This is a genomic window from Photobacterium sp. DNB22_13_2 (genome assembly GCF_052873915.1).
The window spans coordinates 85953-110313 of record NZ_JBNNXU010000011.1 but is presented as its reverse complement, the minus strand read 5'-3'; the positions used below and the strand labels follow the sequence as shown (position 1 = coordinate 110313).

The window sequence follows — 24361 nt, the reverse complement described above, 5'->3', positions numbered from 1 at the left end:
TTCCTGAATAAAAAACCGGCTACCAGCCGGTTTTTTTGTGCCGAAATTTCTAGAATTGATGAGCGGCAGGCAACAAAAAAGCTACCCTTGGGTAGCTTTTTTTATCAACCAGTCTTCGATAAAGAAGAGGTGATTATTTTTTTGCTTCAGCAGCTGCTTTAGCAATAGCGGCAAAGCTTTTAGCGTCCAGAGCAGCACCGCCAACTAGCGCGCCGTCGATGTCTGGCTGTGCGAAGTAAGCTTGTGCGTTTTCTGGCTTAACAGAACCGCCGTACTGGATCACAACTTTCTTAGCTACGTCTTCGCTTTTCTCTGCAATGTGCGCACGGATAGCAGCGTGGATGCGCTGTGCATCATCAGCTGTCGCTGCTTTACCGGTACCGATAGCCCAGATTGGTTCGTAAGCGATGATTGCGCCTTCTAGGGCTTCAACACCTTGGGTGTTGATCACGGCATCGATTTGACGAGCACAAACAGCAACAGTTTCGCCTGCTTCGTTTTGTGCTTCAGACTCACCGATACATAGTACTGGTGTTAGGCCGTGCTCTTTTAGGAAAGCGAATTTCTTGGCAACAAACTCGTCTGATTCGTTGTGGTATTCACGACGCTCAGAGTGACCGATGATGATGTGGCTTGCACCGAAGTCTTTCAGCATCTCTGGAGAGGTATCGCCAGTGAATGCACCGCTAGCGTTAACGTCAACGTTCTGTGCACCAAGGATAATTTTGCTCTCACCTTTGCTGATTAGTTGCTCAGCTAGGTCAAGGTACATAGCTGGTGGAGCTACGGCAACGTCTACACCTTCAACGCCTTTAAGTTCAGCATCAAGGCCCTTAAGAAGGTTAGATACCATTTCTTTGCTACCGTTAAGCTTCCAGTTACCCATAACCACAGGATGGCGCATAGCTTTTCTCCATATCAAATTGACTTAAAAAAATACTCAATAGCTTAATAGACAGCTCCGGGGTCGTCGCCCGTTATCAGTGGCGCTGAATACTAAGCTATAGAGTATCATCTGACAGGCCCGCTAGCGGTTTTATCTGTTATCGCTAGCAGCGCCAACATTACCACAGCTTAGGAAATCAATTTCCTGTCCGAAATCATATCTGTGCTCGGTTGTACCCTTTTCCCCGGCAAAAGTGAACCACTACGGGGGAATTTTTTTCACCTTGGTGCTATTCCCACCATGGCGAGGAAAAAAAAGACAGTGATCCGTGACTGAAATATAGCCTGTATCTTTGGCTTCGTGGGATAAGATCCGCTAAGGTTGATGGCTATTTTAGGATAAATCCATGCCAAACATGGATTTGACAAACAAAAATAAGTGAAGTGTAAAGCACAAGGAGGAGCGAATGCCTAACTTAGTGATGGAGTACGCCGAACCCGTTGTTGAGCGGGTCAATATTTCGGGATTACTCGATGATCTCCACACCATTTTGCTCGAGTGCGGGATTTTCGAGCCGGATTCGGTCAAGTCGCGAAGCTACCGGTGCCATAACTGGCTGGCAGGAGAGAATCGCGATCTCGATACCTTTATCCATATCGAGTTGACGATGCTCTCGGGCCGAAGTACCGAGGTGAAACGCGATTTATCCCGGGCTTTGATGACCGCGCTTGAGCAGCATGCCAGCACCATCAATAGCCTGACCATCGATATTCGTGATATGGACAGCGATTGCTTCCTAAAGGTCAGCTGCTAGGCTGACTCTGATTTATCCTGTGAGCCCGGACGGCAGAAAGGCTTGATGTCAGCCTGATGCTCAGTCAGGGTTTCCGGGGCATTGAGTACCTGAGCAAACCGTTTGAGTTGCTGCTGCAGTTCGGCCATCAGCAGGATGTTGGTATGGTTAGGGTTTTTTCCCTTGTCGATCACCAGGTTGATATGACTCATCTGCGCCCGCAGCCGTGGCTGCATCTGTTCACTGGCATTGCTGATGAGCTCCTCACTCATTGCCAAACGCAGAGCCTCGAGTTTCTCCGGCTCGTTTTCGGCCATGGCTTTCAATTCGTCAAACGGTGGCAGTGTTTGCATCTTACTCCCCCTATCCCCGAATGCTAATCCCAGACCCCATCAGGTCAAAGGCTGAACTAGCACCTACCAGCAGGATTGCTATGCAATAAAGTTAGTTGTCAGCAAGACTGGCAGTTGGCTCAGGAGTGAGACAAATGAGAGGTTTACGGAGAGAGGAGAAACGAAAAGCCCGGTGATCCGGGCTTGTTTGAGGAGTAACGGTTACGGCTTACCAGTAGTGCTCCATGGTGATTTGACCGGGTTTGCGACGAAGGTTCTTGGTGAAGCCTTTCTGCTCCAATACCGTTTTGGTTTCCCGGACCATTTCTGGATTGCCACACAGCATAATTTGACTTTTCTCTGGTGCGAGTGACAGGCCAACATGGCGCTCTAGCATACCGTCTTCGAGTGCTTGTGGGATCCGGCCTGACAGGGCGGGGGGAGCCGGCTCACGGCTAACGAAAGGCTGAACAATCAGCTGTTCAGGATAGCGCTCTTTGAGGGCATTGATTTCGGCCTGGTAGCTGAGATCAGCCGAAAAACGTACCGCATGAACCAGGACAATTTTACGAAACCGCTTCCAGGACGATGGTTCGCGCAAGATAGAAAGGTATGGCCCGATGGCGGTACCGGTCGCCAAAAGCCAAAGCTGCTCGGCATCGGGGACTTCGTCCAGAGTGAAATAGCCGTTGGCACGGGCAGAAATGAAGACTTCCTGACCCGGTTCAAGGGCGTGGAGCCTCGGTGACAGCAAGCCATCAGCAACCCGGGTTGCATAGACTTCGATTTGATCGGTCGAAGGGGGATTAACGAAAGAGTAGGCACGTTGGATCATTTTGCCATCAATCTCCAGTCCCAGCTTGGTAAACTGGCCGGCTTTGAACGGCTCGATGTTGGCTTGCAGCACAAGGCTGAACAAGTCATTGTTCCAATGTCGGTTATTGATGACTTTCGCAGGGATCCAGTCAGCCATAATGTTCTCCTCGTTATGATTTTATTATTCGATACGCGCAGCGCCTTTCTCCGGCAATGATGTGTTCCTGTCTGTTAACCTGGTATTCGTTGCCTAGCAAGCGTTGGAAAACGGCCAGTTCGGACTGGCAAAGTGATGGGCAACGTTGAGCTGCGTGGCAGATAGGGCAATGATTTTCGATCAGCACGAAATCTTCGCCATCCTGGTGAAGTTCGGCCATATAACCCTCCCGCTCCCTGAGTGTAGTAAGGATCTGCAGTTTTTCTGCGATATTTTCTACCCCGGCCAGCTGGGCTTGGTATTGTTCAAAGGTTTGATCCTCCCGCCGATCGACCACCTTGCTTAGCCCATCTTGGCCAAACAACTCCTCAACAGAATCAAGCATTTGAATAATAAGATCGCCATGACGGTCGGCAAAACGTCGATGTCCCTTTTGAGTCAGGTGCCAGTGTCGGGTCGGTCTGCCGACTTTGGCCTTGATGTCTTCGAAGTCGACCAAGCCTTCTTCTTCCAGTCCCTGCAGGTGTTGTCGTACCCCCATGGTGGTGAGCTGGAAATCTTCGGCAAGGATCTTGGCGGTGACTGGGCCTTCGCGTTTCATCCGATAGAGTATTTTGTCGATGGTTTTCATAGTCACCTTTGGAAACAAATTGGCATAGTTAATTATGTAGCCAGCTTTCTAAATAAAGCAACAACTTTACAAAGTAAGCGGTGCAGGGGGAAGAGGTAGGGGGAGAGGATTGTGGAGGAGAAGCCAAAACCGTAGCGATAAAAAAGCGCGCCGGATGGCGCGCTAGAGAATCTAACCGATGGGTCGATATTACAGGATGTGACCCTTGATCGCGTCGTCTTTGCGATCCAAGTAGTGAGTCGACTTGATACGGCGGATAGTACGGCACTTACCGCGGATCAACAGGGTTTCTGTCGTGGCAATATTGCCCTGGCGGCTGATCCCTTCCAGCAGATCCCCCTTGGTGATGCCTGTACCGGCAAAGATGACATTATCGCTACGTGCCATGTCTTCCATGCACAGTACCGTGTTTGTCTTAATGCCCATTTCGCCGCAGCGGTCGATTTCCATCTGGCCGTGTTTGCGGTTTTCTTCGGTATCGCCTTTTACTTCGTGACGAGGAAGCAGGCGACCGTGCATGTCACCGCCAAGCGCACGAATTGCTGCAGCAGAAACAACACCTTCAGGTGCACCACCGATGCAGTACATCACATCGACTTCACTATCAGGCATACAAGTCAGGATTGAGGCTGCGACATCACCATCAGGGAAGGCAAACACACGTACACCCATGGCTTGCATTTCAGCAATAATGCCATCGTGACGAGGTTTCGCCAGCGTGGTCACGACCAGTGTATCAAGGGTTTTACCTAGTGCTGCTGCGATGTTCTCTAAGTTCTCAGTCAGTGGTTTAGCCAGATCAATCACGCCTTTAGCAGCAGGGCCGACAACCAGTTTTTCCATGTACATATCAGGTGCTTTTAGGAATGAGCCTTTTTCGCCTGCTGCCAAAACAGCCAATGCGTTGTTCTGGCCCATGGCTGTCATGCGGGTACCTTCGATTGGGTCTACCGCAATATCCACAGCATCGCCGCCTGTACCGACTTTTTCACCGATGAAAAGCATAGGCGCTTCATCGATTTCACCTTCACCGATAACAATTTCACCTTCGATTTCTGTTTGGTTCAACAGCGTACGCATAACCTCAACGGCAGCGTTGTCCGCTGCAATTTTATCGCCACGGCCTAGCCATTTATAGCCTGCAAGTGCTGCACCTTCAGTGACACGGGAAAATGCCATCGCCAAATCGCGTTTCATGGTAACTCCAGAAATAGAAATCAGTGGGCTAGGGCCTGTAGGCTACAGGCCCAGAATAAATCTGGCGGCGATTTTAACACAGCTTGCAAGGAAACGTTTGCGTTAGCGCAAAAATGTTTATTTCTTGCTATTTCACTACCAATGGACGAAAAAAGGCCTGCTTTCGCAGGCCTTAATGGGGAACCAAGGGTAACGCTAAGGTTGGGCTTACGTCTTAGATATCGTCGCCATCAACCGCCCAGCCCTTAGCACACTCGACAGCACGCTTCCAACCGTTGTAACGGCGGCTACGCTTGCCTTCGTCGCTGCAGGCGATGAACTTACGGTCCAATACCGCTTTGTTCTTCAGTTCATCAATGCTGCCCCAGAAGCCAACAGCTAGACCTGCCAGGTAGGCTGAGCCTAGTGCCGTCACCTCGGTAACCACAGGGCGGTGTACCTCGGTATCCAGAATGTCTGATTGGAACTGCATCAAGAAGTTGTTGGCAACAGCACCACCATCAACACGCAGAGTCGCTAGCTTGATGCCAGAGTCAGCCTGCATCGCATCCAGTACGTCACGGGTCTGGTAAGCCACACTTTCCAGCGTTGCACGGATGATGTGGTTGCTGTTCACACCGCGGGTCAAGCCGACAATAGCACCACGGGCATATGGGTCCCAGTATGGCGCACCAAGGCCGGTGAAGGCCGGTACCACATAGACACCATTGGCACTGCCGACTTTCTCGGCAAAGTATTCGGAATCCCCGGCATCGCCAATCAATTTCACTTCGTCACGTAGCCACTGGATGGATGCGCCGCCCATAAAGACAGCTCCTTCCAAGGCATAAGCCACTTCACCTTTCGGGCCACAAGCCAGGGTGGTCAATAGGCCGTTATGTGAGGTAACTTTTTCCTTGCCGGTATTCATTAGCAGGAAGCACCCTGTGCCGTAAGTGTTTTTCGCCTGACCAGGTTCGACACACATCTGGCCGAACAGTGCTGCTTGCTGGTCACCAGCGATGCCAGCGATTGGGATACGGGTACCGCCCTTACCACCAATGTTGGTCTTACCGTACACTTCAGACGACGACTTCACTTCCGGCATCATTGAGAGCGGGATATCCAGTGCTTTAAGCAGTTTTTCATCCCACTGAAGGGTATTGATGTTGAACACCATGGTACGGGAGGCATTGGTGAAGTCGGTAACGTGAACGCGTCCTTGGGTCATCTTCCAAATCAGCCATGTATCAACGGTACCGAACAATAGGTTACCGGCTTCGGCTTCTTCGCGGGCCCCTTCGACATTGTCGAGGATCCACTTGATTTTGGTGCCCGAGAAGTATGGGTCGACAACTAAACCGGTGTTTTCGCGGATGTATTCTTCAAAACCGGCTTTTTTCAGTTCTTCACACGTATCTGCTGTACGGCGGCACTGCCAGACAATCGCGTTGTAAACAGGTTTACCTGTATTCTTGTCCCAGACAATGGTGGTTTCGCGCTGGTTGGTAATACCGATACCAGCAACTTGATCGGAGCGGATCCCTGCCTTGGCCAATGTTTCAACCAGCGTCGAGCTTTGGGTGGCATAGATTTCTAGGGGATCGTGCTCGACCCATCCAGCCTTTGGATAAATTTGGGTGAATTCACGCTGTGACGAGCACACAATGTTGGCGTTGTGATCAAGCACCACGGCACGGGAGCTGGTCGTACCCTGATCCAGCGCAACAATGTACTTTTGCTCAGTAGTCATAACGGTTTCCTCTCATTGTCATTATATAAGGGTAGTAGAGTGTGGTGTTCTGATCGGCCTGTGCGGGGCAGGCCGATGATGTTCTAGGGTTTAATCCTTTTCTAGGCGTTCGCCGCTTCTTCGCCAGTTTCTTCGCACTGGTTTGGCAGGGTGCAGCGATTGCCCGGCAAGTAGGTGCCGATAGCTTTAGGGTATAGCCAGCCACCGAATGCGGCACCCATGATTGGTGCCAGGATAGGCACAATCATGTATGGGATATCTTTACCACCAGTCAGGGCCATATCGCCCCAGCCAGCCAAGAAGGCGAAGAATTTAGGTCCGAAGTCACGCGCTGGGTTCATGGCAAAGCCAGTCAGTGGACCCAGTGAGCCACCAATAACGGCAATCAAAATACCGATAAGCAGTGGTCCCATTGCACCGCGAGGGGCACCATTCTTCTCATCACCAATGGCTAGGATGGCAAACATCAATACGGCGGTGATCACAAACTCCACCGCAAATGCGCCGACAAATGACAGTGCGGCATGCGGGTAGGTTGAGAAAATACCAGCAGTCGCCAAGCTCGCTTCGCTGCCTCGGACAATACCGTTGGCGGTTTCGAACTCAACAAACAGGTTGCTGTATAAGCCGTAGATCAATGCTGCTGTACAGAAAGCCCCAAGCATCTGTGCGGCGATGTAAGGTAAGACTTTGCGCTTGTCGAAGCCGTGAAAAAGGGCAAGGGCAATGGTTACGGCTGGATTGATATGGGCACCGGATACGCCGGCGGTACAATAGATAGCGATGGCAACGCCAAGGCCCCACATGATACTAATCTCCCACTGGCCAAATTCGGCTCCGGTTAGTACCAGTGCGGCAACACAACCGACGCCAAAGAAGATCAGCAGCCCAGTACCAATGAACTCGGCCAGGCATTCGCCGAGCAGGGTATGTTGTTTTTGGGTAGTCATTGTTCAGTCCTTTTGTCTAATGTCGTAGGGGTATAGCTATTTTTGTATTTATGTGTGGCTAATGTACTCGAATCTACCAAGAATAAAATTGGACCGAACGAAAAGTGTGCGTTCGAGCATAGAATGAATTTGTTTTTTGCGCGTTCGCGCAAACGGTTGCCATTTTGCGGGGAATTTTCCCATTGCTACAAGTTGCTTAATTGTTGGCGAGGTGGAAATAGGAGTTTCGAAGGTATGTGTTTGTTTTTGGTATAAAAAATCCGACCTGAAAAGGTCGGATGTGCCAGAGGGGCAAATTCTTGGATTTTTCCAAGAGAGATACGATCAAGATAAAAATTAGCACGCTGTCGGTGCATTAAAATAGAGTTTGATCGCAATTCTACGCATTTGGCTGCGAAGCCGAATGATTTTTGCACGGCTTGCTCATTTCTTTTGCCAATCTTCTTGGCGTTACATTTGGACGGTGTAGCAAGCGCATGGAAAGCAAGGATTTGATGAAATTCGTGCAAAATTTCCCCATTTGCTAAAAAGCATGGTATTTGTAGATGTCAGAAGGCGGTAGCCTCGTTAGAATAGGTGATAATCAATCGTAAACGTGCCTGTGGAACGTTGCCTTAACGGTTAGGGCAAATAGATAGGCTGAATACAGGTGGACAATATGTCATTAGAAATGTTCGAAAAGCTGGAAGCCAAAGTACAAATGGCTGTTGATACAATTTCCCTACTACAGATGGAAATTGAAGAACTAAAAGAAACAAATAATGGCCTGGCGGGCGAAGCGCAAGCATTGCGTTCTAACCGCGAAGAGCTTGAGCAAGAGAACAGCAAACTGCGTCATGACCACGAGGCATGGCAAGAGCGCGTACGTGCGCTATTGGGTAAGATGGAACACGTTGAATAAACGTATTGTTGCCAGGCAGTCAATGAGCCTGCCGTGCAAGAAAAAACAGAGCCGATTGGCTCTGTTTTTTTATGGGAGTAACTAGTTGCTGTTGGCTAGTCGATATCGAGCGGTTCGGGGGAGAGGATCACCCCGGTATTATCGGCATAGATATGATCTTCTGGCAGGAAGGTGACCCCACCAAAATTGACCGCAACATCCATCTCGCCGATACCGTTTTCATCGGCCCCTACGGGAATCGAGGCCATGGCCTGAATACCGATATCCAGTTCGTCGAGATCATCAACGTGGCGGACACAGCCATAAATGATCAACCCTTCCCACTCGTTCTCGACGGCTAACTGGGCAAGTTCGGCATCGATCAACGCCCGGCGCAGAGAGCCGCCGCCATCAACCAGCAATACCCGGCCAGCCCCTGTTTCTTGCAGGGCGGAGCGGATCAGCCCGCAATCTTCGAAGCATTTAACCGTGGTAACCTGGCCGCCGAAGGAGCTACGACCGCCATAGGAGCTGAACATGGGTTCGACGACGTCAACTTTGTCGAGATAGATATCGCATAACTCGGACGTATTGTATTCCATAAGCGTGCTTCTTCTGTGGCAATTGAAAAGGGTTGGTTGGCCACTGGTAGCAGCGGCCAATCTTAACTTGTTGAAAGTATAACCAGTTGTTTAGCCTTCGTACAAGGATATATCCCTGCTCAACTTAAGGTTAATTAGGCAGCAGCCAGCACTACGCCAGCGGCGAACAACAAGTTGGTGAGCAATGCACATTTGACCATAGTGGCCATCATTGGGCGTAGCGCGGCACCGTCAGCTGATTGCAGCACCTGCTTACCGTGCTTAAACAGTAGCGGGGCGCTGAGGATAAATAACCAACCAAACGGAGAGTGCAGCTCTAGCAAGGCAAACAAGGCGAGGCAGAGTACGCTGCCAAAAAGTAGGAACAAGTGGTATTTACGGCCCCATTCTGGTCCCATGCGTACTGCCAGTGTCAGCTTTCCACATTCGCGATCGTTGTCGATATCACGCAGATTGTTGATATTGAGTACACCTACCGCCAGCAGGCCACAAGCGGTTGCCGGTAGCATGATGATTGAATCAATTTGTCCTGCTTGCAGGTAATAGGTGCCAGCCACGCCCAGCCAGCCGAAGAACATCAATACCGACAGATCGCCTAAACCCCGGTAGCCATAGGGTTTGTTGCCGACGGTGTAGGCAATCGAGGCGGCAATGGCCATCAGGCCGAGCAGCATGAAACCGACCATATCCTGCAGGTTATTGGTGGCGATAAAGATCAGGCTCAGGCCGCTGACTGCGGTCAGGATGATGTTGAGGACCATCGCCTTGCGCATCGCTGACTGAGTGACCATGCCGGATTGGATAGCACGCTGGGGGCCCAGTCGCTGGTCGTTATCTGTGCCTTTAACGGCATCACCGTAGTCATTGGCGAGGTTGGAGAGTATTTGCAATAACAGTGCGGTCAGCAGGGCGAGGCCTGCAATGACTGCGGAGAAACTTCCTTGCCATCCTGCTACTGCACTGCCACAAATAATTGAGGCGATGGCTAAGGGCAGGGTCTTCGGCCTTGCCGCATCGAGCCAAATTGCGAGAGAAGATGATTTCATAATGTGATCTTAAACCGGTAAACAAGTAGGTGCTTATTATGGCGTAACTGTAGCAGGGGGCAACTTTATCGCCACTTTGTTTGTTTGAGAACAAAAAAACGGCACCCTGTAGAGTACCGTTTGATAGGATAAGTGAATGCCGAATTACAGGATAAAGCGGCTCAGATCTTCGTCTTCAACCAGCTCGCCAAGACGTGAAGTGACATAGGTATCGTCGATCACGATCTGGTCGCCGGATTTTTCCGAGGCATCGTAAGACAATTCTTCCATCAGGCGCTCCATGACGGTGTGCAGACGTCGTGCTCCGATGTTTTCGGTACGTTCGTTCACCTGCCATGCGGCTTCTGCCAGCTTGTCGATACCGCTCTCGTCAAAATCAATGTTAACCGATTCGGTCGCCATCAAGGCTTTGTACTGCTCGGTCAACGAGGCATTAGGCTCGGTCAGGATACGTTTGAAATCGTTGCTGGTCAGTGCTTCAAGCTCAACACGGATCGGCAGGCGGCCTTGCAGCTCAGGGATAAGATCTGAAGGCTTGGCGACTTGGAATGCGCCAGAGGCAACAAACAGGATGTGGTCGGTACGGACCATACCGTGCTTTGTTGATACTGTGCTGCCTTCTACCAGCGGAAGCAGGTCACGCTGAACCCCTTCGCGAGACACATCAGGGCCAGAGGTGTCGCCACGCTTACAGATCTTGTCGATTTCATCGAGGAATACGATACCGTTATTCTCGACAGCAAAAATCGCCTGCTCTTTGAGCTCTTCCTGGTTGACCAGTTTTGCGGCTTCTTCCTCGGTCGCGGCTTTCATCGCGTCCTTGATTTTCATCTTGCGCTTATTGGTAGTGTTACCCGCCAGATTCTGGAACATGCCCTGAAGCTGGTTGGTCATCTCTTCCATGCCAGGAGGTGCCATGATCTCGACACCCATCTGCGAGGCGGCGACATCAATTTCGATTTCTTTGTCGTCCAGTTTGCCTTCACGCAGTTTTTTGCGGAATGACTGACGCGCCGATGAACTGTTGTCGGCTTCTTCGTTCTGTCCCCAGGCGTCGCGTGCCGGTGGCAGCAGGATGTCGAGGATACGGTCTTCGGCCAGCTCTTCAGCTCGGAAGCGGACTTTTTCGGTTGCCTGCTGGTGGGTCATTTTTATCGCCACATCCGTCAGGTCGCGGATAATGGTTTCGACTTCTTTACCCACGTAGCCGACTTCGGTGAACTTAGTCGCTTCGACCTTGATGAACGGTGCATTGGCCAGTTTTGCCAGGCGACGGGCGATTTCTGTTTTACCCACACCGGTCGGGCCGATCATCAGGATATTTTTCGGGGTTACTTCAACGCGCAGCTCTTCAGGTAGCTGCATGCGGCGCCAGCGGTTACGCAGGGCAATAGCCACTGCACGCTTGGCTTTGTCCTGACCGATGATATGGCGGTCAAGCTCATGGACGATTTCGCGAGGAGTCATATCAGACATAGCCCTTCCTTATTATTCTTCAAGCTCTTCAATAGTGTGGAACTGGTTGGTGAAGACGCAAATATCACCGGCAATGGCCAGCGATTTCTCGGCGATTTCACGGGCGCTGAGGTCGGTGTTCTCCAGCAGTGCGGTTGCAGCCGCCTGGGCGAAGTTGCCGCCTGAGCCAATCGCAATCAGGTCGTTTTCTGGTTGAACCACATCACCGTTACCGGTGATGATCAACGAGCCGGTTTCATCCGCGACAGCCAATAGGGCTTCCAGTTTGCGTAGCATACGGTCGGTACGCCAGTCTTTTGCCAGTTCCACCGCTGCTTTTAGCAAGTGGCCTTGGTGCATTTCCAGCTTGCGCTCGAAACGTTCGAATAGGGTGAAGGCGTCCGCTGTGCCGCCGGCAAAGCCAGCCAGAACTTTGTTGTTGTATAAACGGCGCACTTTGCGGGCGTTACCTTTCATGACGGTGTTGCCTAGGGACACCTGGCCATCACCTGCGATAACGACTTTACCGTTTCGACGAACAGATACGATAGTTGTCACGGTCTTACCTCTTTTGGTCTGCTCCGGCCATTATGCCGGTCTCGATATAGTGCAGATCTGGGGTCGGCTGGGAAAAGTTTCAAGGGGGAAAAAAAAAGGATGCCATTGGCATCCTCTTTTAATATGTCTCTGGGCTATTCCCAGAACCAGATGGCACAAGGCTCAATACCGGCTCGGCGCAGCTGGTTGCGATCGCTCTCGGCCTTGCGTTTTTGTGGGTAAGGACCGAGTACTACCCGATACCAGTTGCCTTTTTCACCTTGGCTGACCTTGATTTGGCTGGTCAATCCCTGGAAAGCAATCATGGCCTTACGTTGCTCGGCCTGACTCTGGCTGCGGTAGGCGCCGCACTGCATTAAGTATGGCTTGGTAGGGGCTTGCTCTTTCTTGGCATCGACCTGTACTTCTTTGTTTTCCAGCTCTTCAATATAGCGCCACTTCTCTTCCGGCTTCGGTGGCAGAGGCTTGGTAGCTTTTGGCGGCGTCACGACTTCCGTTTTCGGTCTTACCGGCTTGACCGGCTCGGGCTTGGTTGCTGGCGGGCTGGTGGGTTGCTGGGGTTGTGGTGCCGGGTTGGCAGACAGGTAATACAGCCCATAGCCTAAGGTCCCAACCAAGCATAGGGCGATAGCTGCCCATTTGAACGGGAAGCCATTACTTGGGGCTTGATTGCGGTTGCCTCGGGGTTTCTTGGCGGCGGCTCTGCCGCGTTTGACGTAATCTTTGGTAGCCACAGTGTCAATCAGTATAAGGTGAGTTGAATAAACCTATGGTACAAATTTGCGCCAGCTCTGACCAGACCTTACGATACATCCTGGCATTTAGGTTGCACCGTAAGGCATAGGTTTTGTGAGGTTGAGTCAAAAAAATGCTGTCAGCCGATTTAGTTGGCAGGTGGCGCGGCACTTTCGCGGATCACCAGCTTGGCGTCAAGCAGACGTGAGCCAGAGGCAATGTCCTTACCCTTGAGGATATCGAGCAGCATCATCATCGATTGACGTCCGATCTCGTAGCGTGGCTGGGATACTGTGGTTAGCGGTGGATCGCAGTATTCAGCAAACTGGATATCATCGAAACCGACAATAGACAGATCTTGTGGCACTCGGAAGCCAAGACGCTTGGCTTGCTGCATGGCTCCGATCGCCATCACATCGTTGTGACATAGCAATGCTGTTGGAGGCTCGGGTAGCGACAATAGGGAGGTGACCGCACGGGCACCGCCGGCAAAGCTGAAATCGCTCTTGACTGTATACGCGGGGTTGAGCTCAACCCCAGCTCGACGCAGTGCCTGCTGGTAACCCTGAGATCGGAACTGGCATAAGGCTGCATTGTCGGGCCCGGTGACTTGGGCTATGCGTTTATGTCCCATTTGAGTCAGGTAGTTGACGGCCTCGAAGGCTGCGGTAAGGTTGTCGATATGGACGGTTGGCAGCTCGAGCTCCGGGGCAAATTCACACGCCATAACCATAGGCGGCAGGTTCTTTTGCTCAGGTTTGCTGACATCAAAGGGTAGGTCGGTGCCGAGTAGCAACATACCGTCGGCTTGTTTGGTGAATACTAGGTTAACAAACGAGTTTTCACGGGTTTTCTGCTGCCCGCTGTCGCCAAGCAGGACCAAGTAGCCATGCTCCATCGCCGCTTCTTCGATTCCTCGGATGATCTCGGTGAAATAGGGATCACAGATGTCGGGTACGATAGTGACGATAGTTTTTGATTCGTTGCGACGTAAATTCCTAGCCAGTGAATTGGGTGAATAGCCAGCATCCATGACAGCCTGTTCGACCTTTTTTCGGGTCGAGGCTGACACTTTTTCCGGGTTCATCAGGGCACGGGAGACCGTGGCCGTCGAGACGCCGGCGAGCTGGGCAACATCCTTCATTGTCGCCATAGTTAAGATTCCTCTCTATTATTTTTCTCTCTCTTGCCGCTGGAGGATCATGGCCAAAACGGCCGATACCTGAGCCAGCGAGCTTGTTATTGTAGGCTGTCTTCCGGGGATTAAACATGCTTTAAACAGCATAAATTACATCCAATATGTGACATATGTCGCATTGTTCATTTTAAGTTAAATCCTGCGGTTCGACATCAATCGACCAGCGGATTTTCTTGGCCAGAGGAAGCAAAGCGATAGCTGGCTTAGCGACAGACAGCCACTGCTGTAAAGCCCTGCGGCTCGGTGCTTGTAGCAGCAATTGCCAGCGATATCGACCCGCCCGGCGGGACAGCGGAGCTGGGTTGGGCCCCATCACCATGGTCTCTTGGCTAGCAACGGGGCTGGTTTCGAAAATCCCTCTCACTTGCTGCAGAAACTGCTCGACCAGTTCACTTTGGTTGGCCTCGGCCCGGAGTAGGGCCAAATAGGTGAATGGCGGCAGCCATGACTGCTTTCTCTCGCTCAGGGCCCCCGAGGCGAAATGATCGTAGCCCTTGTAGAGCAGGGCCTGGAGCAGGCCATGCTCGGGGTGATGGGTTTGGAGCACTACTTCTCCGGGCTTACTGGCCCGTCCCGCACGGCCGGCGACTTGGATAAACAGTTGGGCCAAGCGCTCGCTGGCCCGGAAATCGTTACTGAATAATGCACTGTCGACGTCAAGCAGGGCGACGAGGGTGACATCGGGGAAATGGTGTCCCTTGGCCAGCATCTGGGTGCCAATCAATATCTGGTATTCGTTATTGCGAATGGCCTCGAGGTAATTCTCAAGACTACCCTTCCGGCGGGTACTGTCACGGTCGATACGCACGGTCCTGTAACTCGGAAATAGCATCTCGAGTTGTTGTTCGAGCTGTTCGGTACCAACACCCACCGCATTGAGCTGGGTCGAACCACACTGGCCGCACTGGTGCATCATCGGACGCTGGGTGGCACAGTGGTGGCAGCGTAGCTCACCGCTTTGCTGATGGAAGGTGTAATAGGCGTCACAGCGCTTGCACTCGGCCAGCCAGCCACAGTCGTGGCAGATCACCGCCGGGGCGAACCCACGGCGGTTGAGAAACAGCATGACCTGGTTTCCGGCCTCGAGGTGCTGGCGCATCCTGGCGATCAATGGGGCAGATAACCCCGCCTCCAGATACTGCCCTTTGACGTCCAGCACACCATGGCGGGCTGCTTGGGCGGTGCCAGCTCGGCGTGACAAAATAAGGTGGTGGTACTTGCCACTCTTGGCGTTGTGCAGCGTTTCCAGTGCCGGGGTCGCGGAGCCGAGCACGATCGGGATATTGGCTTGGCTGGCACGCATCACGGCCAGATCCCGGGCATGGTAACGCAGGCTGTCCTGCTGCTTGTAGGAGGCGTCATGCTCCTCGTCGACAATGATAATGCCGAGGTTGGCAAACGGGGTGAACAGGGCCGATCGAGTGCCGATGATGATCCCTGCTTGGTTGTCCCGTCCGGCAAGCCAGGCTGACAGCCGCTCGGTGTCGTTGAGTCCGGAGTGGATTGTTTCCAAAGGCACATTGAAGCGGCGGCGGAAGCGGTTGATGGTTTGTGGGGTCAGGCCGATTTCCGGTACTAGGATCAACGCCTGCTTGCCGGCTGCCAATACGGGTTCAAGCAGGTTGAGGTAGACCTCGGTCTTGCCTGAACCGGTGACACCTTCTAGCAGATAGCAGCCGAAATCCGGGTTGGCGTTGACACTGGCAATCGCCAGGGCTTGTTCCTCGTTGAGGCGGGGCTTCTCCTCTGTGACCGCAAATTGTGACTGCCAGTGTCGCAGTGCCGGTGTTTGCTTGAGCGCTTCAATCCATCCTTTTTCGGCCAAGGCTTTCAATGTGGCACTGCTGACTTCTTCGGCAAGCAGGGCTTCATGGCTCAAGGCTCCCTGACGCAGCATCGTCAAGGCCTGAACTTGGCGCGGTGCACGCTTGAGGGCCGACAATGGCTGGTTTTGCCCCGCGTCGGTCAACTGCCACATCTTCAGCGTTGAGGGAGAAGCCTCACGGCCTTTGCGCAAATAGGTTGGCATCGCATTGGCCAGCGTATCGCCAAGCGGATATTGGTAATATTGGCTGGCCCAGTTCAATAGCTTGAACAGGCTCGGTTCCCACAGTGGCGAGTGGTCAAGTACGCTGTAGATCGGCTTGAGCTGGTTTAGAGGAAAATCAGACGAGTCTGTAAGGGCCATCACGATCCCAACTAACTGCTGGCGCCCGAACGGCACTTTGACCCGCCCACCGATAGCAGGCTGCTGGCCGGGCTTGACCAGATAATCAAATTGCTTGTCCAGGGGAACAGGAAGGGCCACTCGGGCAATGTTGGGCGTCATATATAACCGCTAAATCCGCATGTACTAAGATAGAGAAGTGTACCTTGCCCAGCCTCGGGCAGCAAAGCGGCGAAAAAAGGCGCATATTGGTTGATCTGAACTGCTTGATTGATTACTATACGCCGCCTAATTTGGCGTATTGGCAGTTCAGCCGTTACGTATATTTATTAACGCGTGTGGTGCCCGGCTTTGGATCGGGAGAGCGACACGGCCTTACTTTTGAGGTTATCCCATGAAACAAGGTATTCACCCAGAGTACACTGCAGTAAACGCTCGTTGTTCTTGCGGCAACACTTTCGTATTTAACTCTACTATGGGTAAAGACATCAACCTAGATGTATGCGACAAGTGTCACCCTTTCTACACTGGTAAGCAGCGTCAGGTTAGCTCTGGTGGCCGTATCGACAAATTCAACAAGCGTTTCGGTGCGCTTTCTAGCAAGTAATAATTGCCAGATGAATGTCGAAAAAGGGGATGCGCAAGCATCCCTTTTTTTATGTCCATTTTTTATGCCATAGTTTCGTCCGCTTTAATCCCTATCTGCATCCTGTTGCCAGCAATGTTGGCGATCTATCCTCTAGTCATCGCCTAACACGCTATATTCCCCACCAAACTCGGCTATTCAGTCTGGGAATCATTGGATCGACCAGATGTTCGGTGCTAGGATTTTGTGCTGCCATAGAATATGATCTATGTCCAAATTCTAAAATAAAATTACCCAAGTCAGGATTTCGAACACTATGTCTGAAGATTTTCGCCAACAGGCCCTTCACTACCATGCTTATCCCGTACCAGGCAAAATCGCCGTTGAGCTCACCAAGCCGGCTAATACAGTAGAAGATCTGGCGCTAGCCTACAGCCCTGGTGTGGCTGAGCCCGTGCGCGAAATTGCGCAAAACGCAGAGAATGTCTACAAGTACACCGGTAAAGGCAACATGGTCGCGGTGATCACCAATGGTACCGCTATCCTTGGCTTGGGTAACTTGGGCCCATTGGCGTCAAAACCTGTTATGGAAGGTAAAGCTCTGCTGTTCAAACGCTTTGCTGGCCTGGACTCGATAGATATCGAAGTGAAGCACCGTACTATCGATGAGTTTGTCGACACGGTGGCGAACATTGCTGATACGTTTGGCGGGATCAACCTGGAAGATATCAAGGCACCGGACTGTTTCGAAATCGAAAAACGTCTGATCGAGCGTTGTCATGTACCGGTGTTCCACGATGATCAGCACGGTACGGCGATTGTCACTGCGGCGGGTATGCTTAATGCGCTTGAGTTGCAAGGCAAGAACATCAACGAAGCGGTGATTGTCTGTTTGGGTGCTGGTGCTGCGGCTGTAGCGTGTATGGAACTGCTGATTAAGTGTGGTGCCCAGCGCGAGAAGATCTACATGCTTGACCGCAAGGGCGTGATCCACACCCGCCGTGACGATATCAACGAATACAAGCAGCTGTTTGCCAACAACACTGACAAGCGTACGCTGGAAGATGTGATTGAAGGTGCGGATATTTTTGTCGGCGTATCGGGTCCCGATCTGTTGGCACCGGAAGCGCTGAAACTGATGGCCGATAAGCCAGTGGTCTTTGCGTGTTCTAACCCGGATCCTGAAATCAAGCCTGAGCTGGCTCATGCCGTTCGCGATGATTTGATCATGGGTACTGGCCGCTCGGACTACCCGAACCAGGTAAACAATGTTATCTGCTTCCCGTTTATCTTCCGTGGGGCATTGGATGTTCGCGCGAGCGAAATCAATGACGAGATGAAGCTCGCTGCCGTTGACGCTATTCGCTCACTGGCAAAAGAGCCTGTTCCCGCAGAAGTGGTTGCGGCGGCAGGTGCCGACAAGCTTGAATTTGGTACAGAATACATTATCCCTAAACCGATGGACCCACGTTTGTTGCCACGTGTTGCCAAGGCTGTAGCCCAAGCGGCGGTAGACTCGGGCGTTGCGCGAATCGATATGCCTGTCGGTTATATGGAAGCGAAGTAATTCCTGCAAGTTGTATCGCATACAAAAAAACCAGCCATATGGCTGGTTTTTTTATCGTCATAAACTGCTGGCATTATGCGTAGCAGTCTACTTGGATGCTTATTCGTTGATATCTTCGTATGTGATCCCCATTTCTTCCATCAGGGCCTTGGCTTCGGCAGGAAGATCGTCCGGACGGTCCTTACGGATATCGTCGTCGGTCGGTAGTGGCTGGCCAGTATAGGCATGCAGGAAGGCCTCGCACAGTAATTCACTGTTGGTGGCGTGGCGCAAGTTGTTGACCTGGCGACGAGTACGTTCATCTGTCAGGATTTTCAGAACCTTCAATGGAATCGAAACTGTAATTTTTTTGACTTGCTCGTTTTTCTTACCGTGTTCCGCGTAAGGGCTGATGTATTCGCCATTCCACTCTGCCATTTTTTACCTTCTCAGCGATATAAAAGTGAAGAAATATAGTATGCCTGAATTTTAGCGGGATTTACTGCCATAAGCAAAGACATATAGACGTCCAGAAGTATTGACGTCCTCTTCGTTTGTGGTTATGTTGTTGCGTAAAAGTTATTCAGCAGGGCCGCCCTGACAAGGAAAGTAATTATGAGTGACAAGAAGCTAGCTACCGTCGCTGTTCGCACCGGCATCGAATCCGATACCCAGTACAATGCTGTGGTTCCCCCTCTCTATTTAACCTCAACCTATAGCTTCTCGCAATTAGGTGAGGTGCCACAATATGATTACTCTCGTTCTGGCAACCCAACCCGCAACACGTTGGCTGACGCGTTGGCTGAACTGGAGGGGGGCGCGGGCGCGGTGGTGACCAACTGCGGTACGGCGGCCATCAACTTGCTTGCTTCAGCATTAGTTGGCCCTGAGGATCTGATTATTGCCCCGCACGATTGTTATGGCGGTACTTACCGATTGTTCAACACCCGCGCAGCAAAGGGTGATTTCAAGGTCCGTTTTATTGATCAGACCGATCCGACTGCGGTCGCCGAAGCATTGGCCTTGCAGCCTAAGCTGATTTGGGTTGAAACCCCATCGAACCCCCTATTGCGCATTGTGGATGTGGCAGAAATTTGCGCGGCGGCCAAGCAAGCCGGGGCGCTGGTGGCTGTCGACAATACTTTCCTGTCACCAATCCTCCAGCAGCCTATCGCCCTGGGCGCCGATTTTGTTGTTCATTCAACGACTAAATATATCAACGGCCATTCGGATGTAGTTGGTGGCGTATTGATTTCCAAGACCGAAGAGCACGCGGAAGAGATTGCCTGGTGGGCGAATTGTATCGGTGCAACGGGGGCACCATTTGATGCCTATATGACGTTACGGGGATTGCGGACACTGGCACCAAGAATGCGGATGCATGAGGAAAACAGCCGCCAGATATTGGCTTACTTGCAGCAACAGCCATTGGTTGACGTTATCTATCACCCAAGCCAGCCGGCGCATCCGGGCCATGCCATTGCACTGAAGCAACAAAAGGGGTTCGGCGCGATGCTGAGTTTTGAGATTGCCGGTAGCATGGCGCAGTTGGAAGAGTTTGTCCGTGAGCTAAAATGTTTCTCATTGGCGGAATCTTTAGGCGGAACCGAGAGCTTAATTTGTCACCCTGTCAGTATGACGCACCGTGCGATGTCGGATGAAGCCCAGGCTGACGCAGGTTTGAAGGCATCCCTATTGAGGCTCTCGGTTGGCCTTGAGGATCCTAATGATTTGATTACTGATCTTGAGCAGGCTTTCAGCAAAGCTGCGGAGGTGGCTTAAATGAGCGTTTCTTTTACACGCCAACTGCATAAGTTTGGCGGCAGTAGCTTGGCTGATCCCGAGTGCTACCTGCGGGTGGCAGATATTTTGCGGGAGTATTCGAACAACAACGATTTGGTGGTCGTGTCGGCGGCAGGCAAGACCACGAACAGGTTGATTGAATGGCTTGAACTATTGGATAAAGACGGTCGCCAGGCCCATGAAGCTTTGCAGTCCTTACGTAGTTTTCAGCAAGCATTGATTGAGTCGTTGTTGGACGGCGAGGCAGCTGATGAGCTGCTGACTCAACTGCATCTGGAATTGGGCGAGTTATCTAGCCTGGCGGAGAAACCGCTGGATGAAGCCGAGCAAGCCAAGGTCTTGGGTCATGGTGAGCTGTGGTCAGCCCGCTTGCTGGCCGCCTTGTTGAGCAAGCTGCAATTGCCCGCAGCAAGCTTGGATTCACGTTGCTTCCTGCGTACAGAACGTTCGGCACAGCCGGAAGTGGACCGAGCCCTGTCCCGACCTTTGCTCAAGGAGCAACTGGCCCAATATAGCCAGCAGCGGGTGGTGATCACTGGCTTCATGGCCCAGAACGGTGTTGGCGAAACCGTATTGCTTGGGCGAAATGGCTCTGATTATTCGGCAACGGTGATTGGCGCGCTGGCCGATGTTGAGCGGGTAACGATTTGGAGTGATGTTGCGGGGGTCTACAGTGCCGATCCGCGTAAGGTTGCCGATGCCTGCCTGTTGCCATTGCTACGCCTTGATGAAGCCAGTGAATTGGCTCGCTTGGCTGCGCCGGTATTGCATAGCCGTACTTTACAGCCCGTCGCCCAAAGTGCGATTGATTTGACCCTTCGCTGCAGTCATCAGCCGGAGCAAGGCTCGACCCGGGTCGAGAGGGTACTGGCCTCCGGACGTGGTGCCAAGATCATTACCTCACTTGATGAGGTGTGCCTGATTGAGCTGTCTGTGACCCGCGCTCATGACTTTGCACCGATTGCCAGTGACGTAGAACGATTCTTGCAGCGTACCCAGCTGCAGCCGCTAGCAAGCTGTTTTGAGCCAGATAAAGGGCGCGTTCAGCTGGCTTATACGGCCGAGGTCGTGAACAGTGTATTGGCCCAGCTGCAGGACAGCGGTATTGCTGCCGAGCTGCGTTTGCGCGAAGGCTTCTCGCTGGTTGCAGCAGTAGGAGCCGGGGTGGTGAACAACGCTGTCCATTGCTACGGTTTTTATCAACAGCTCAAAGGCCATGCACTGGAGTTTATTGCCGAGTCTGAATCGGGCTTGAGTCTGGTTGCTGTGCTGCGTAAGGCTGATACCGATAGCTTGATCCAGGGGATCCACCAGAGCTTGTTCCAGGCTCAGAAACGCATTGGCCTCGTCCTCTGCGGCAAGGGTAATATCGGGAGTCGCTGGCTGGAGTTGTTTGAGAGTGAGAAGGCGACGCTGGAGAAGCGGCACGGTATGAGCTTTACCTTGATCGGCATTGTTGATAGCCGTCGCCATTGGATTGACTTTGACGGTATTGATGCCGGCCGAGCTCATAATGCGTTTGATGATGAGTCGGTTGAATATAACCAAACCGATGGTGATTGGCTGTCGGTACTGGCCCACAATACCTATGATGATGTGATGGTGCTGGATGTGACGGCCAGCAGCGAACTGGCTGCGCGCTATCCACAGGTGGCAGAGTCAGGGCTGCACTTGATTTCCGCCAATAAAGTAGCAGGTTCTGCCTCTGGTGAGGATTACCACCAAGTGATTGATGCCTTTGCCAAGAGCAGCCGCTTCTGGCTATACAACGCCACGGTTGGAGCTGGGCTGCCAGTCAATCACACGGTACGTGATTTACGTGAGAGCGGCGATGAGATCATCGCCTTGTCGGGGATTTTCTCTGGTACCCTGTCTTGGTTGTTCCAGCAATATGATGGTTCGGTGCCATTCTCACAACTGGTCGAGTTGGCTTGGCAGCAAGGCCTGACCGAGCCGGATCCTCGCCATGATTTGGATGGCAGTGATGTGATGCGCAAGCTGGTGATTTTGGCTCGTGAATCTGGTTTATCGCTTGAGCCCGAGCAGGTCAAGGTCGAAACCTTGGTACCGGATTCGCTGGCAGCGCTTGGTGTGGATGACTTCTTCGAGCAGGCAGCAGAGCTGGATGAGCTGTTGCACGAGCGGCTGCGCAAGGCCCAGAAAGAAGAGAAAGTACTTCGCTACATCGCCCGTTTGGATCGCCATGGTAAGGCGGCTGTAGGGATAGAGGCATTGTCTCGCGAGCATGCCCTGGCCAACTTGTTACCGTGTGATAATATTTTTGCCATCGAAAGCCACTGGTATCGTGATAACCCATTGGTGATCCGTGGACCGGGGGCTGGCCGGGATGTGACGGCAGGTGCCTTGTTATCAGATATCAACCGTTTGGCTTCGATGCTGTAATGCCTCCAATGTGGGGGCAAATCACTGGTTGTTTGGTGAGTGCTATATGCTGGTCTATTGATGATTGTTTGGTGGATTAATCCAGTGATAACTATCCAGCCAGCTCAAATCTCTGCAGGAATGTTCTATAGCCTTAAAGCCCGCTAATTGCGGGCTTTGTGCTATCTGGGAATGTTGAAGTTATTGCAATTTGAAGTTGAAAATTATTCATGATCATCATGTTGACAATAAATTGGTTACAAGACATTCTGTAGACATATAGACGTCTAAACGGTTATTTTGATGTCTCAGTTTAGGGAGTGGCCGCGAGCCAACAAGAGTAAGGAAAGGATTATGGGGTATTCACACGCAAGCAACCTGGATTCACTGAACCAGAATATTGCTGACATTGACGGCAACATCAATGTTTCATTCGAGTTCTTTCCGCCAAGCAGTGAGCAGATGGAGCAGACGCTGTGGAATTCCATTCACCGCCTGAAGAAGCTGCAACCTAAATTTGTTTCGGTAACCTATGGTGCTAACTCGGGTGAGCGTGATCGTACTCACTCAATTATCAAGGACATCAAAGATCAGACCGGCTTGATCGCTGCCCCACACCTGACTTGTATCGATGCAACCCGTGATGAGCTTCGCACCATTGCCCGTGACTATTGGAATAATGGTATCCGTGACATTGTTGCCCTTCGCGGTGATCTACCTGAACAGGGCACCAAGCCCGATATGTATGCGGCAGACTTGGTTGAATTACTGCGTAAGGAGGCCGACTTTGATATATCGGTTGCAGCCTATCCGGAAGTCCATCCTGAAGCCAAAAGCGCCCAGGCGGATCTTATTAACCTTAAGCGCAAGGTTGATGCCGGTGCCAGCCGTGCGATTACCCAGTTTTTCTTTGATGTCGAAAGCTACCTGCGTTTCCGCGACCGTTGTGTTGCGGCGGGTATCGATGTCGAAATCGTACCGGGCATCCTACCTGTATCCAATATGAAGCAAGCCAAGCGCTTTGCCGATGCCAACAATGTAAAGATCCCTGGCTGGCTTGAGAAGCAGTATGAAGGGCTAGATGATGATTTGCTGAGCCGCCAGATGCTGGGTGCTAGCAACGCGATTGATATGGTACGGGTACTCAGCCGTGAAGGTGTGAAAGATTTCCACTTTTATACCCTAAACCGTGCTGAGCTGACCTACGCAATTTGCCATACGCTAGGAGTGCGTGCCCAAGCTTGATGTAGGACGGGTCATAGAGAAAAGAAAAGCCGCATAAAGCGGCTTTTTTATGTTTGGTAGTTAGTGCTTAAAGTGCAACCGGGCTACCCGCTGAGTCCATGTCTTTCAGTTCGATCAGCACTTCCTCGGCCCAGTCAATCCAAGCCTGGCGATTGTGGATCGCACGGCGAAGGGTTAGACGGTCAAGACGGGATTGGCGATCGAGGTTTTTGTGATCAGCAAAATGGATTTTTTCCATTTCGTTGTAGTGGTTGATAAGGGTATGCGACTCTTCAATTAGCACTTCGAGCTGCTGCTGCATAGGCTCTGAATTGTACACACCGCAAACGACCAGCTTGGCTGAAAACTCATCGCGGATGGTTGGGTTGCGGGCAGGCTCTTGGAACCATTCAAACAGTGCTTGACGGCCCAGATCAGTAATGGAATATACCTTACGATCAGGTTTGCCTTCTTGTGGCTCAAGTTGACAGGTTACTTGGTCGTTGCCGGCCATTTTGTTCAGCTCGCGGTACACTTGCTGGTGGCTGGCTTTCCAGAAATAACCAATACTATGGGAAAACTCTTTGGTGATATCGTAACCAGTGGCATCGCGGTTACTCAACACAGTTAAAATAACGTGTGGTAGTGACATCTCTTCTATCCGTTAAAATACTACATAAAAAAA

General features: G+C 51.8%; 23 protein-coding genes. 7 read left to right on the top strand and 16 right to left on the bottom strand.

Features of this window, described 5'->3' with window-relative positions; all coding sequences use genetic code 11:
• Positions 1-133 precede the first annotated feature (133 nt).
• Entirely contained in the window at positions 134-904 is a 771-nt protein-coding gene (tpiA, locus tag ACVA58_RS16680; RefSeq protein ID WP_446511504.1) for a triose-phosphate isomerase, read from the bottom strand.
• Positions 905-1352: 448 nt separating this feature from the next.
• Here tpiA and ACVA58_RS16675 point away from each other — a divergent pair, with 448 nt between their 5' ends.
• Positions 1353-1700, top strand: coding sequence for a 5-carboxymethyl-2-hydroxymuconate Delta-isomerase (locus tag ACVA58_RS16675; protein WP_446511503.1), 348 nt, complete (start codon positions 1353-1355; stop codon positions 1698-1700).
• On the opposite strand, the gene ACVA58_RS16670 is transcribed toward ACVA58_RS16675, so the two are convergent.
• The 6 genes from ACVA58_RS16670 to ACVA58_RS16645 all read right to left on the bottom strand — a co-directional run bounded on the left by ACVA58_RS16670 (position 1697) and on the right by ACVA58_RS16645 (position 7494).
• A complete protein-coding gene (locus tag ACVA58_RS16670; protein WP_446511502.1) occupies positions 1697-2032 on the bottom strand; it encodes a DUF3135 domain-containing protein in 336 nt (111 codons plus the stop codon). The genes ACVA58_RS16675 and ACVA58_RS16670 overlap by 4 nt on opposite strands.
• A 208-nt stretch (positions 2033-2240) precedes the next feature.
• Positions 2241-2984 carry a ferredoxin--NADP reductase gene (locus ACVA58_RS16665; protein ID WP_446511501.1) on the bottom strand — a complete coding sequence of 248 codons (744 nt, stop codon included), beginning with the start codon at positions 2982-2984 and terminating at the stop codon, positions 2241-2243.
• 13 nt (positions 2985-2997) lie between these two features.
• Entirely contained in the window at positions 2998-3615 is a 618-nt protein-coding gene (locus ACVA58_RS16660; RefSeq protein ID WP_446511557.1) for a helix-turn-helix transcriptional regulator, read from the bottom strand.
• Between the two features lie 189 nt (positions 3616-3804).
• The gene (gene glpX / locus ACVA58_RS16655; RefSeq protein WP_446511500.1) at positions 3805-4812 is read right to left on the bottom strand and encodes a class II fructose-bisphosphatase; all 1008 of its coding nucleotides are present in this window, start codon (positions 4810-4812) and stop codon (positions 3805-3807) included.
• Between the two features lie 214 nt (positions 4813-5026).
• Positions 5027-6544: a glycerol kinase GlpK gene (glpK, locus tag ACVA58_RS16650; RefSeq protein WP_446511499.1), complete on the bottom strand. Its 1518-nt coding sequence runs from the start codon at positions 6542-6544 to the stop codon at positions 5027-5029.
• Positions 6545-6645: 101 nt separating this feature from the next.
• Positions 6646-7494, bottom strand: a complete 849-nt coding sequence (locus ACVA58_RS16645) for an MIP/aquaporin family protein (protein ID WP_446511498.1) — start codon at positions 7492-7494, stop codon at positions 6646-6648.
• A 658-nt stretch (positions 7495-8152) separates the two neighbouring features.
• Between ACVA58_RS16645 and zapB the strand changes: the two genes are divergently transcribed.
• Positions 8153-8395, top strand: a complete 243-nt coding sequence (gene zapB, locus ACVA58_RS16640) for a cell division protein ZapB (RefSeq protein WP_446511497.1) — start codon at positions 8153-8155, stop codon at positions 8393-8395.
• A gap of 95 nt (positions 8396-8490) precedes the next feature.
• Here zapB and rraA read toward each other — a convergent pair whose 3' ends face one another.
• The 7 genes from rraA to priA form a co-directional block, all read right to left on the bottom strand.
• Complete coding sequence (gene rraA, locus ACVA58_RS16635) at positions 8491-8976, bottom strand: ribonuclease E activity regulator RraA (RefSeq protein WP_446511496.1); 486 nt, start codon at positions 8974-8976, stop codon at positions 8491-8493.
• Between the two features lie 134 nt (positions 8977-9110).
• Positions 9111-10022 carry a 1,4-dihydroxy-2-naphthoate polyprenyltransferase gene (locus ACVA58_RS16630; RefSeq protein ID WP_446511495.1) on the bottom strand — a complete coding sequence of 304 codons (912 nt, stop codon included), beginning with the start codon at positions 10020-10022 and terminating at the stop codon, positions 9111-9113.
• Positions 10023-10166: 144 nt separating this feature from the next.
• A complete protein-coding gene (hslU, locus tag ACVA58_RS16625) occupies positions 10167-11498 on the bottom strand; it encodes an HslU--HslV peptidase ATPase subunit (protein ID WP_446511494.1) in 1332 nt (443 codons plus the stop codon).
• A gap of 12 nt (positions 11499-11510) precedes the next feature.
• A complete protein-coding gene (hslV, locus tag ACVA58_RS16620) occupies positions 11511-12035 on the bottom strand; it encodes an ATP-dependent protease subunit HslV (protein ID WP_446511493.1) in 525 nt (174 codons plus the stop codon).
• Positions 12036-12169: 134 nt separating this feature from the next.
• Complete coding sequence (locus tag ACVA58_RS16615) at positions 12170-12769, bottom strand: SPOR domain-containing protein (protein ID WP_446511492.1); 600 nt, start codon at positions 12767-12769, stop codon at positions 12170-12172.
• 149 nt (positions 12770-12918) lie between these two features.
• Entirely contained in the window at positions 12919-13923 is a 1005-nt protein-coding gene (cytR, locus tag ACVA58_RS16610) for a DNA-binding transcriptional regulator CytR (RefSeq protein ID WP_446511491.1), read from the bottom strand.
• A 172-nt stretch (positions 13924-14095) separates the two neighbouring features.
• Positions 14096-16297, bottom strand: a complete 2202-nt coding sequence (priA, locus tag ACVA58_RS16605) for a primosomal protein N' (RefSeq protein ID WP_446511490.1) — start codon at positions 16295-16297, stop codon at positions 14096-14098.
• A gap of 232 nt (positions 16298-16529) precedes the next feature.
• Between priA and rpmE the strand changes: the two genes are divergently transcribed.
• On the top strand, positions 16530-16742 hold the full coding sequence (gene rpmE / locus ACVA58_RS16600; RefSeq protein WP_008988141.1) for a 50S ribosomal protein L31: 213 nt from the start codon (positions 16530-16532) through the stop codon (positions 16740-16742).
• Positions 16743-17037: 295 nt separating this feature from the next.
• A complete protein-coding gene (locus tag ACVA58_RS16595) occupies positions 17038-18288 on the top strand; it encodes a malic enzyme-like NAD(P)-binding protein (protein WP_446511489.1) in 1251 nt (416 codons plus the stop codon).
• Between the two features lie 99 nt (positions 18289-18387).
• Here the strand turns inward: ACVA58_RS16595 and metJ are convergent, their stop codons facing one another.
• Positions 18388-18705 carry a met regulon transcriptional regulator MetJ gene (metJ, locus tag ACVA58_RS16590; protein ID WP_068330548.1) on the bottom strand — a complete coding sequence of 106 codons (318 nt, stop codon included), beginning with the start codon at positions 18703-18705 and terminating at the stop codon, positions 18388-18390.
• A 177-nt stretch (positions 18706-18882) separates the two neighbouring features.
• Between metJ and ACVA58_RS16585 the strand changes: the two genes are divergently transcribed.
• The 3 genes from ACVA58_RS16585 to metF all read left to right on the top strand — a co-directional run bounded on the left by ACVA58_RS16585 (position 18883) and on the right by metF (position 23697).
• Positions 18883-20049 (top strand): O-succinylhomoserine (thiol)-lyase, encoded by a 1167-nt coding sequence (locus ACVA58_RS16585; protein ID WP_446511488.1) that lies wholly within the window; start codon positions 18883-18885, stop codon positions 20047-20049.
• Positions 20050-22473 carry a bifunctional aspartate kinase/homoserine dehydrogenase II gene (locus ACVA58_RS16580; protein WP_446511487.1) on the top strand — a complete coding sequence of 808 codons (2424 nt, stop codon included), beginning with the start codon at positions 20050-20052 and terminating at the stop codon, positions 22471-22473.
• Between the two features lie 333 nt (positions 22474-22806).
• Positions 22807-23697, top strand: coding sequence for a methylenetetrahydrofolate reductase (gene metF / locus ACVA58_RS16575; RefSeq protein WP_446511486.1), 891 nt, complete (start codon positions 22807-22809; stop codon positions 23695-23697).
• 67 nt (positions 23698-23764) lie between these two features.
• Here the strand turns inward: metF and ACVA58_RS16570 are convergent, their stop codons facing one another.
• Complete coding sequence (locus ACVA58_RS16570; RefSeq protein ID WP_446511485.1) at positions 23765-24328, bottom strand: PadR family transcriptional regulator; 564 nt, start codon at positions 24326-24328, stop codon at positions 23765-23767.
• Between the last annotated feature and the right edge of the window lie 33 nt (positions 24329-24361).

Bases quoted from the DNA above. Each gene is read 5' to 3' on its own strand.
- tpiA (WP_446511504.1), bottom strand. From the start codon at position 904: ATGCGCCATCCTGTGGTTATGGGTAACTGGAAGCTTAACGGTAGCAAA.
- ACVA58_RS16675 (WP_446511503.1), top strand. From the start codon at position 1,353: ATGCCTAACTTAGTGATGGAGTACGCCGAACCCGTTGTTGAGCGGGTC.
- ACVA58_RS16670 (WP_446511502.1), bottom strand. From the start codon at position 2,032: ATGCAAACACTGCCACCGTTTGACGAATTGAAAGCCATGGCCGAAAAC.
- ACVA58_RS16665 (WP_446511501.1), bottom strand. From the start codon at position 2,984: ATGGCTGACTGGATCCCTGCGAAAGTCATCAATAACCGACATTGGAAC.
- ACVA58_RS16660 (WP_446511557.1), bottom strand. From the start codon at position 3,615: ATGAAAACCATCGACAAAATACTCTATCGGATGAAACGCGAAGGCCCA.
- glpX (WP_446511500.1), bottom strand. From the start codon at position 4,812: ATGAAACGCGATTTGGCGATGGCATTTTCCCGTGTCACTGAAGGTGCA.
- glpK (WP_446511499.1), bottom strand. From the start codon at position 6,544: ATGACTACTGAGCAAAAGTACATTGTTGCGCTGGATCAGGGTACGACC.
- ACVA58_RS16645 (WP_446511498.1), bottom strand. From the start codon at position 7,494: ATGACTACCCAAAAACAACATACCCTGCTCGGCGAATGCCTGGCCGAG.
- zapB (WP_446511497.1), top strand. From the start codon at position 8,153: ATGTCATTAGAAATGTTCGAAAAGCTGGAAGCCAAAGTACAAATGGCT.
- rraA (WP_446511496.1), bottom strand. From the start codon at position 8,976: ATGGAATACAATACGTCCGAGTTATGCGATATCTATCTCGACAAAGTT.
- ACVA58_RS16630 (WP_446511495.1), bottom strand. From the start codon at position 10,022: ATGAAATCATCTTCTCTCGCAATTTGGCTCGATGCGGCAAGGCCGAAG.
- hslU (WP_446511494.1), bottom strand. From the start codon at position 11,498: ATGTCTGATATGACTCCTCGCGAAATCGTCCATGAGCTTGACCGCCAT.
- cytR (WP_446511491.1), bottom strand. From the start codon at position 13,923: ATGGCGACAATGAAGGATGTTGCCCAGCTCGCCGGCGTCTCGACGGCC.
- priA (WP_446511490.1), bottom strand. From the start codon at position 16,297: ATGACGCCCAACATTGCCCGAGTGGCCCTTCCTGTTCCCCTGGACAAG.
- rpmE (WP_008988141.1), top strand. From the start codon at position 16,530: ATGAAACAAGGTATTCACCCAGAGTACACTGCAGTAAACGCTCGTTGT.
- ACVA58_RS16595 (WP_446511489.1), top strand. From the start codon at position 17,038: ATGTCTGAAGATTTTCGCCAACAGGCCCTTCACTACCATGCTTATCCC.
- metJ (WP_068330548.1), bottom strand. From the start codon at position 18,705: ATGGCAGAGTGGAATGGCGAATACATCAGCCCTTACGCGGAACACGGT.
- ACVA58_RS16585 (WP_446511488.1), top strand. From the start codon at position 18,883: ATGAGTGACAAGAAGCTAGCTACCGTCGCTGTTCGCACCGGCATCGAA.
- ACVA58_RS16580 (WP_446511487.1), top strand. From the start codon at position 20,050: ATGAGCGTTTCTTTTACACGCCAACTGCATAAGTTTGGCGGCAGTAGC.
- metF (WP_446511486.1), top strand. From the start codon at position 22,807: ATGGGGTATTCACACGCAAGCAACCTGGATTCACTGAACCAGAATATT.
- ACVA58_RS16570 (WP_446511485.1), bottom strand. From the start codon at position 24,328: ATGTCACTACCACACGTTATTTTAACTGTGTTGAGTAACCGCGATGCC.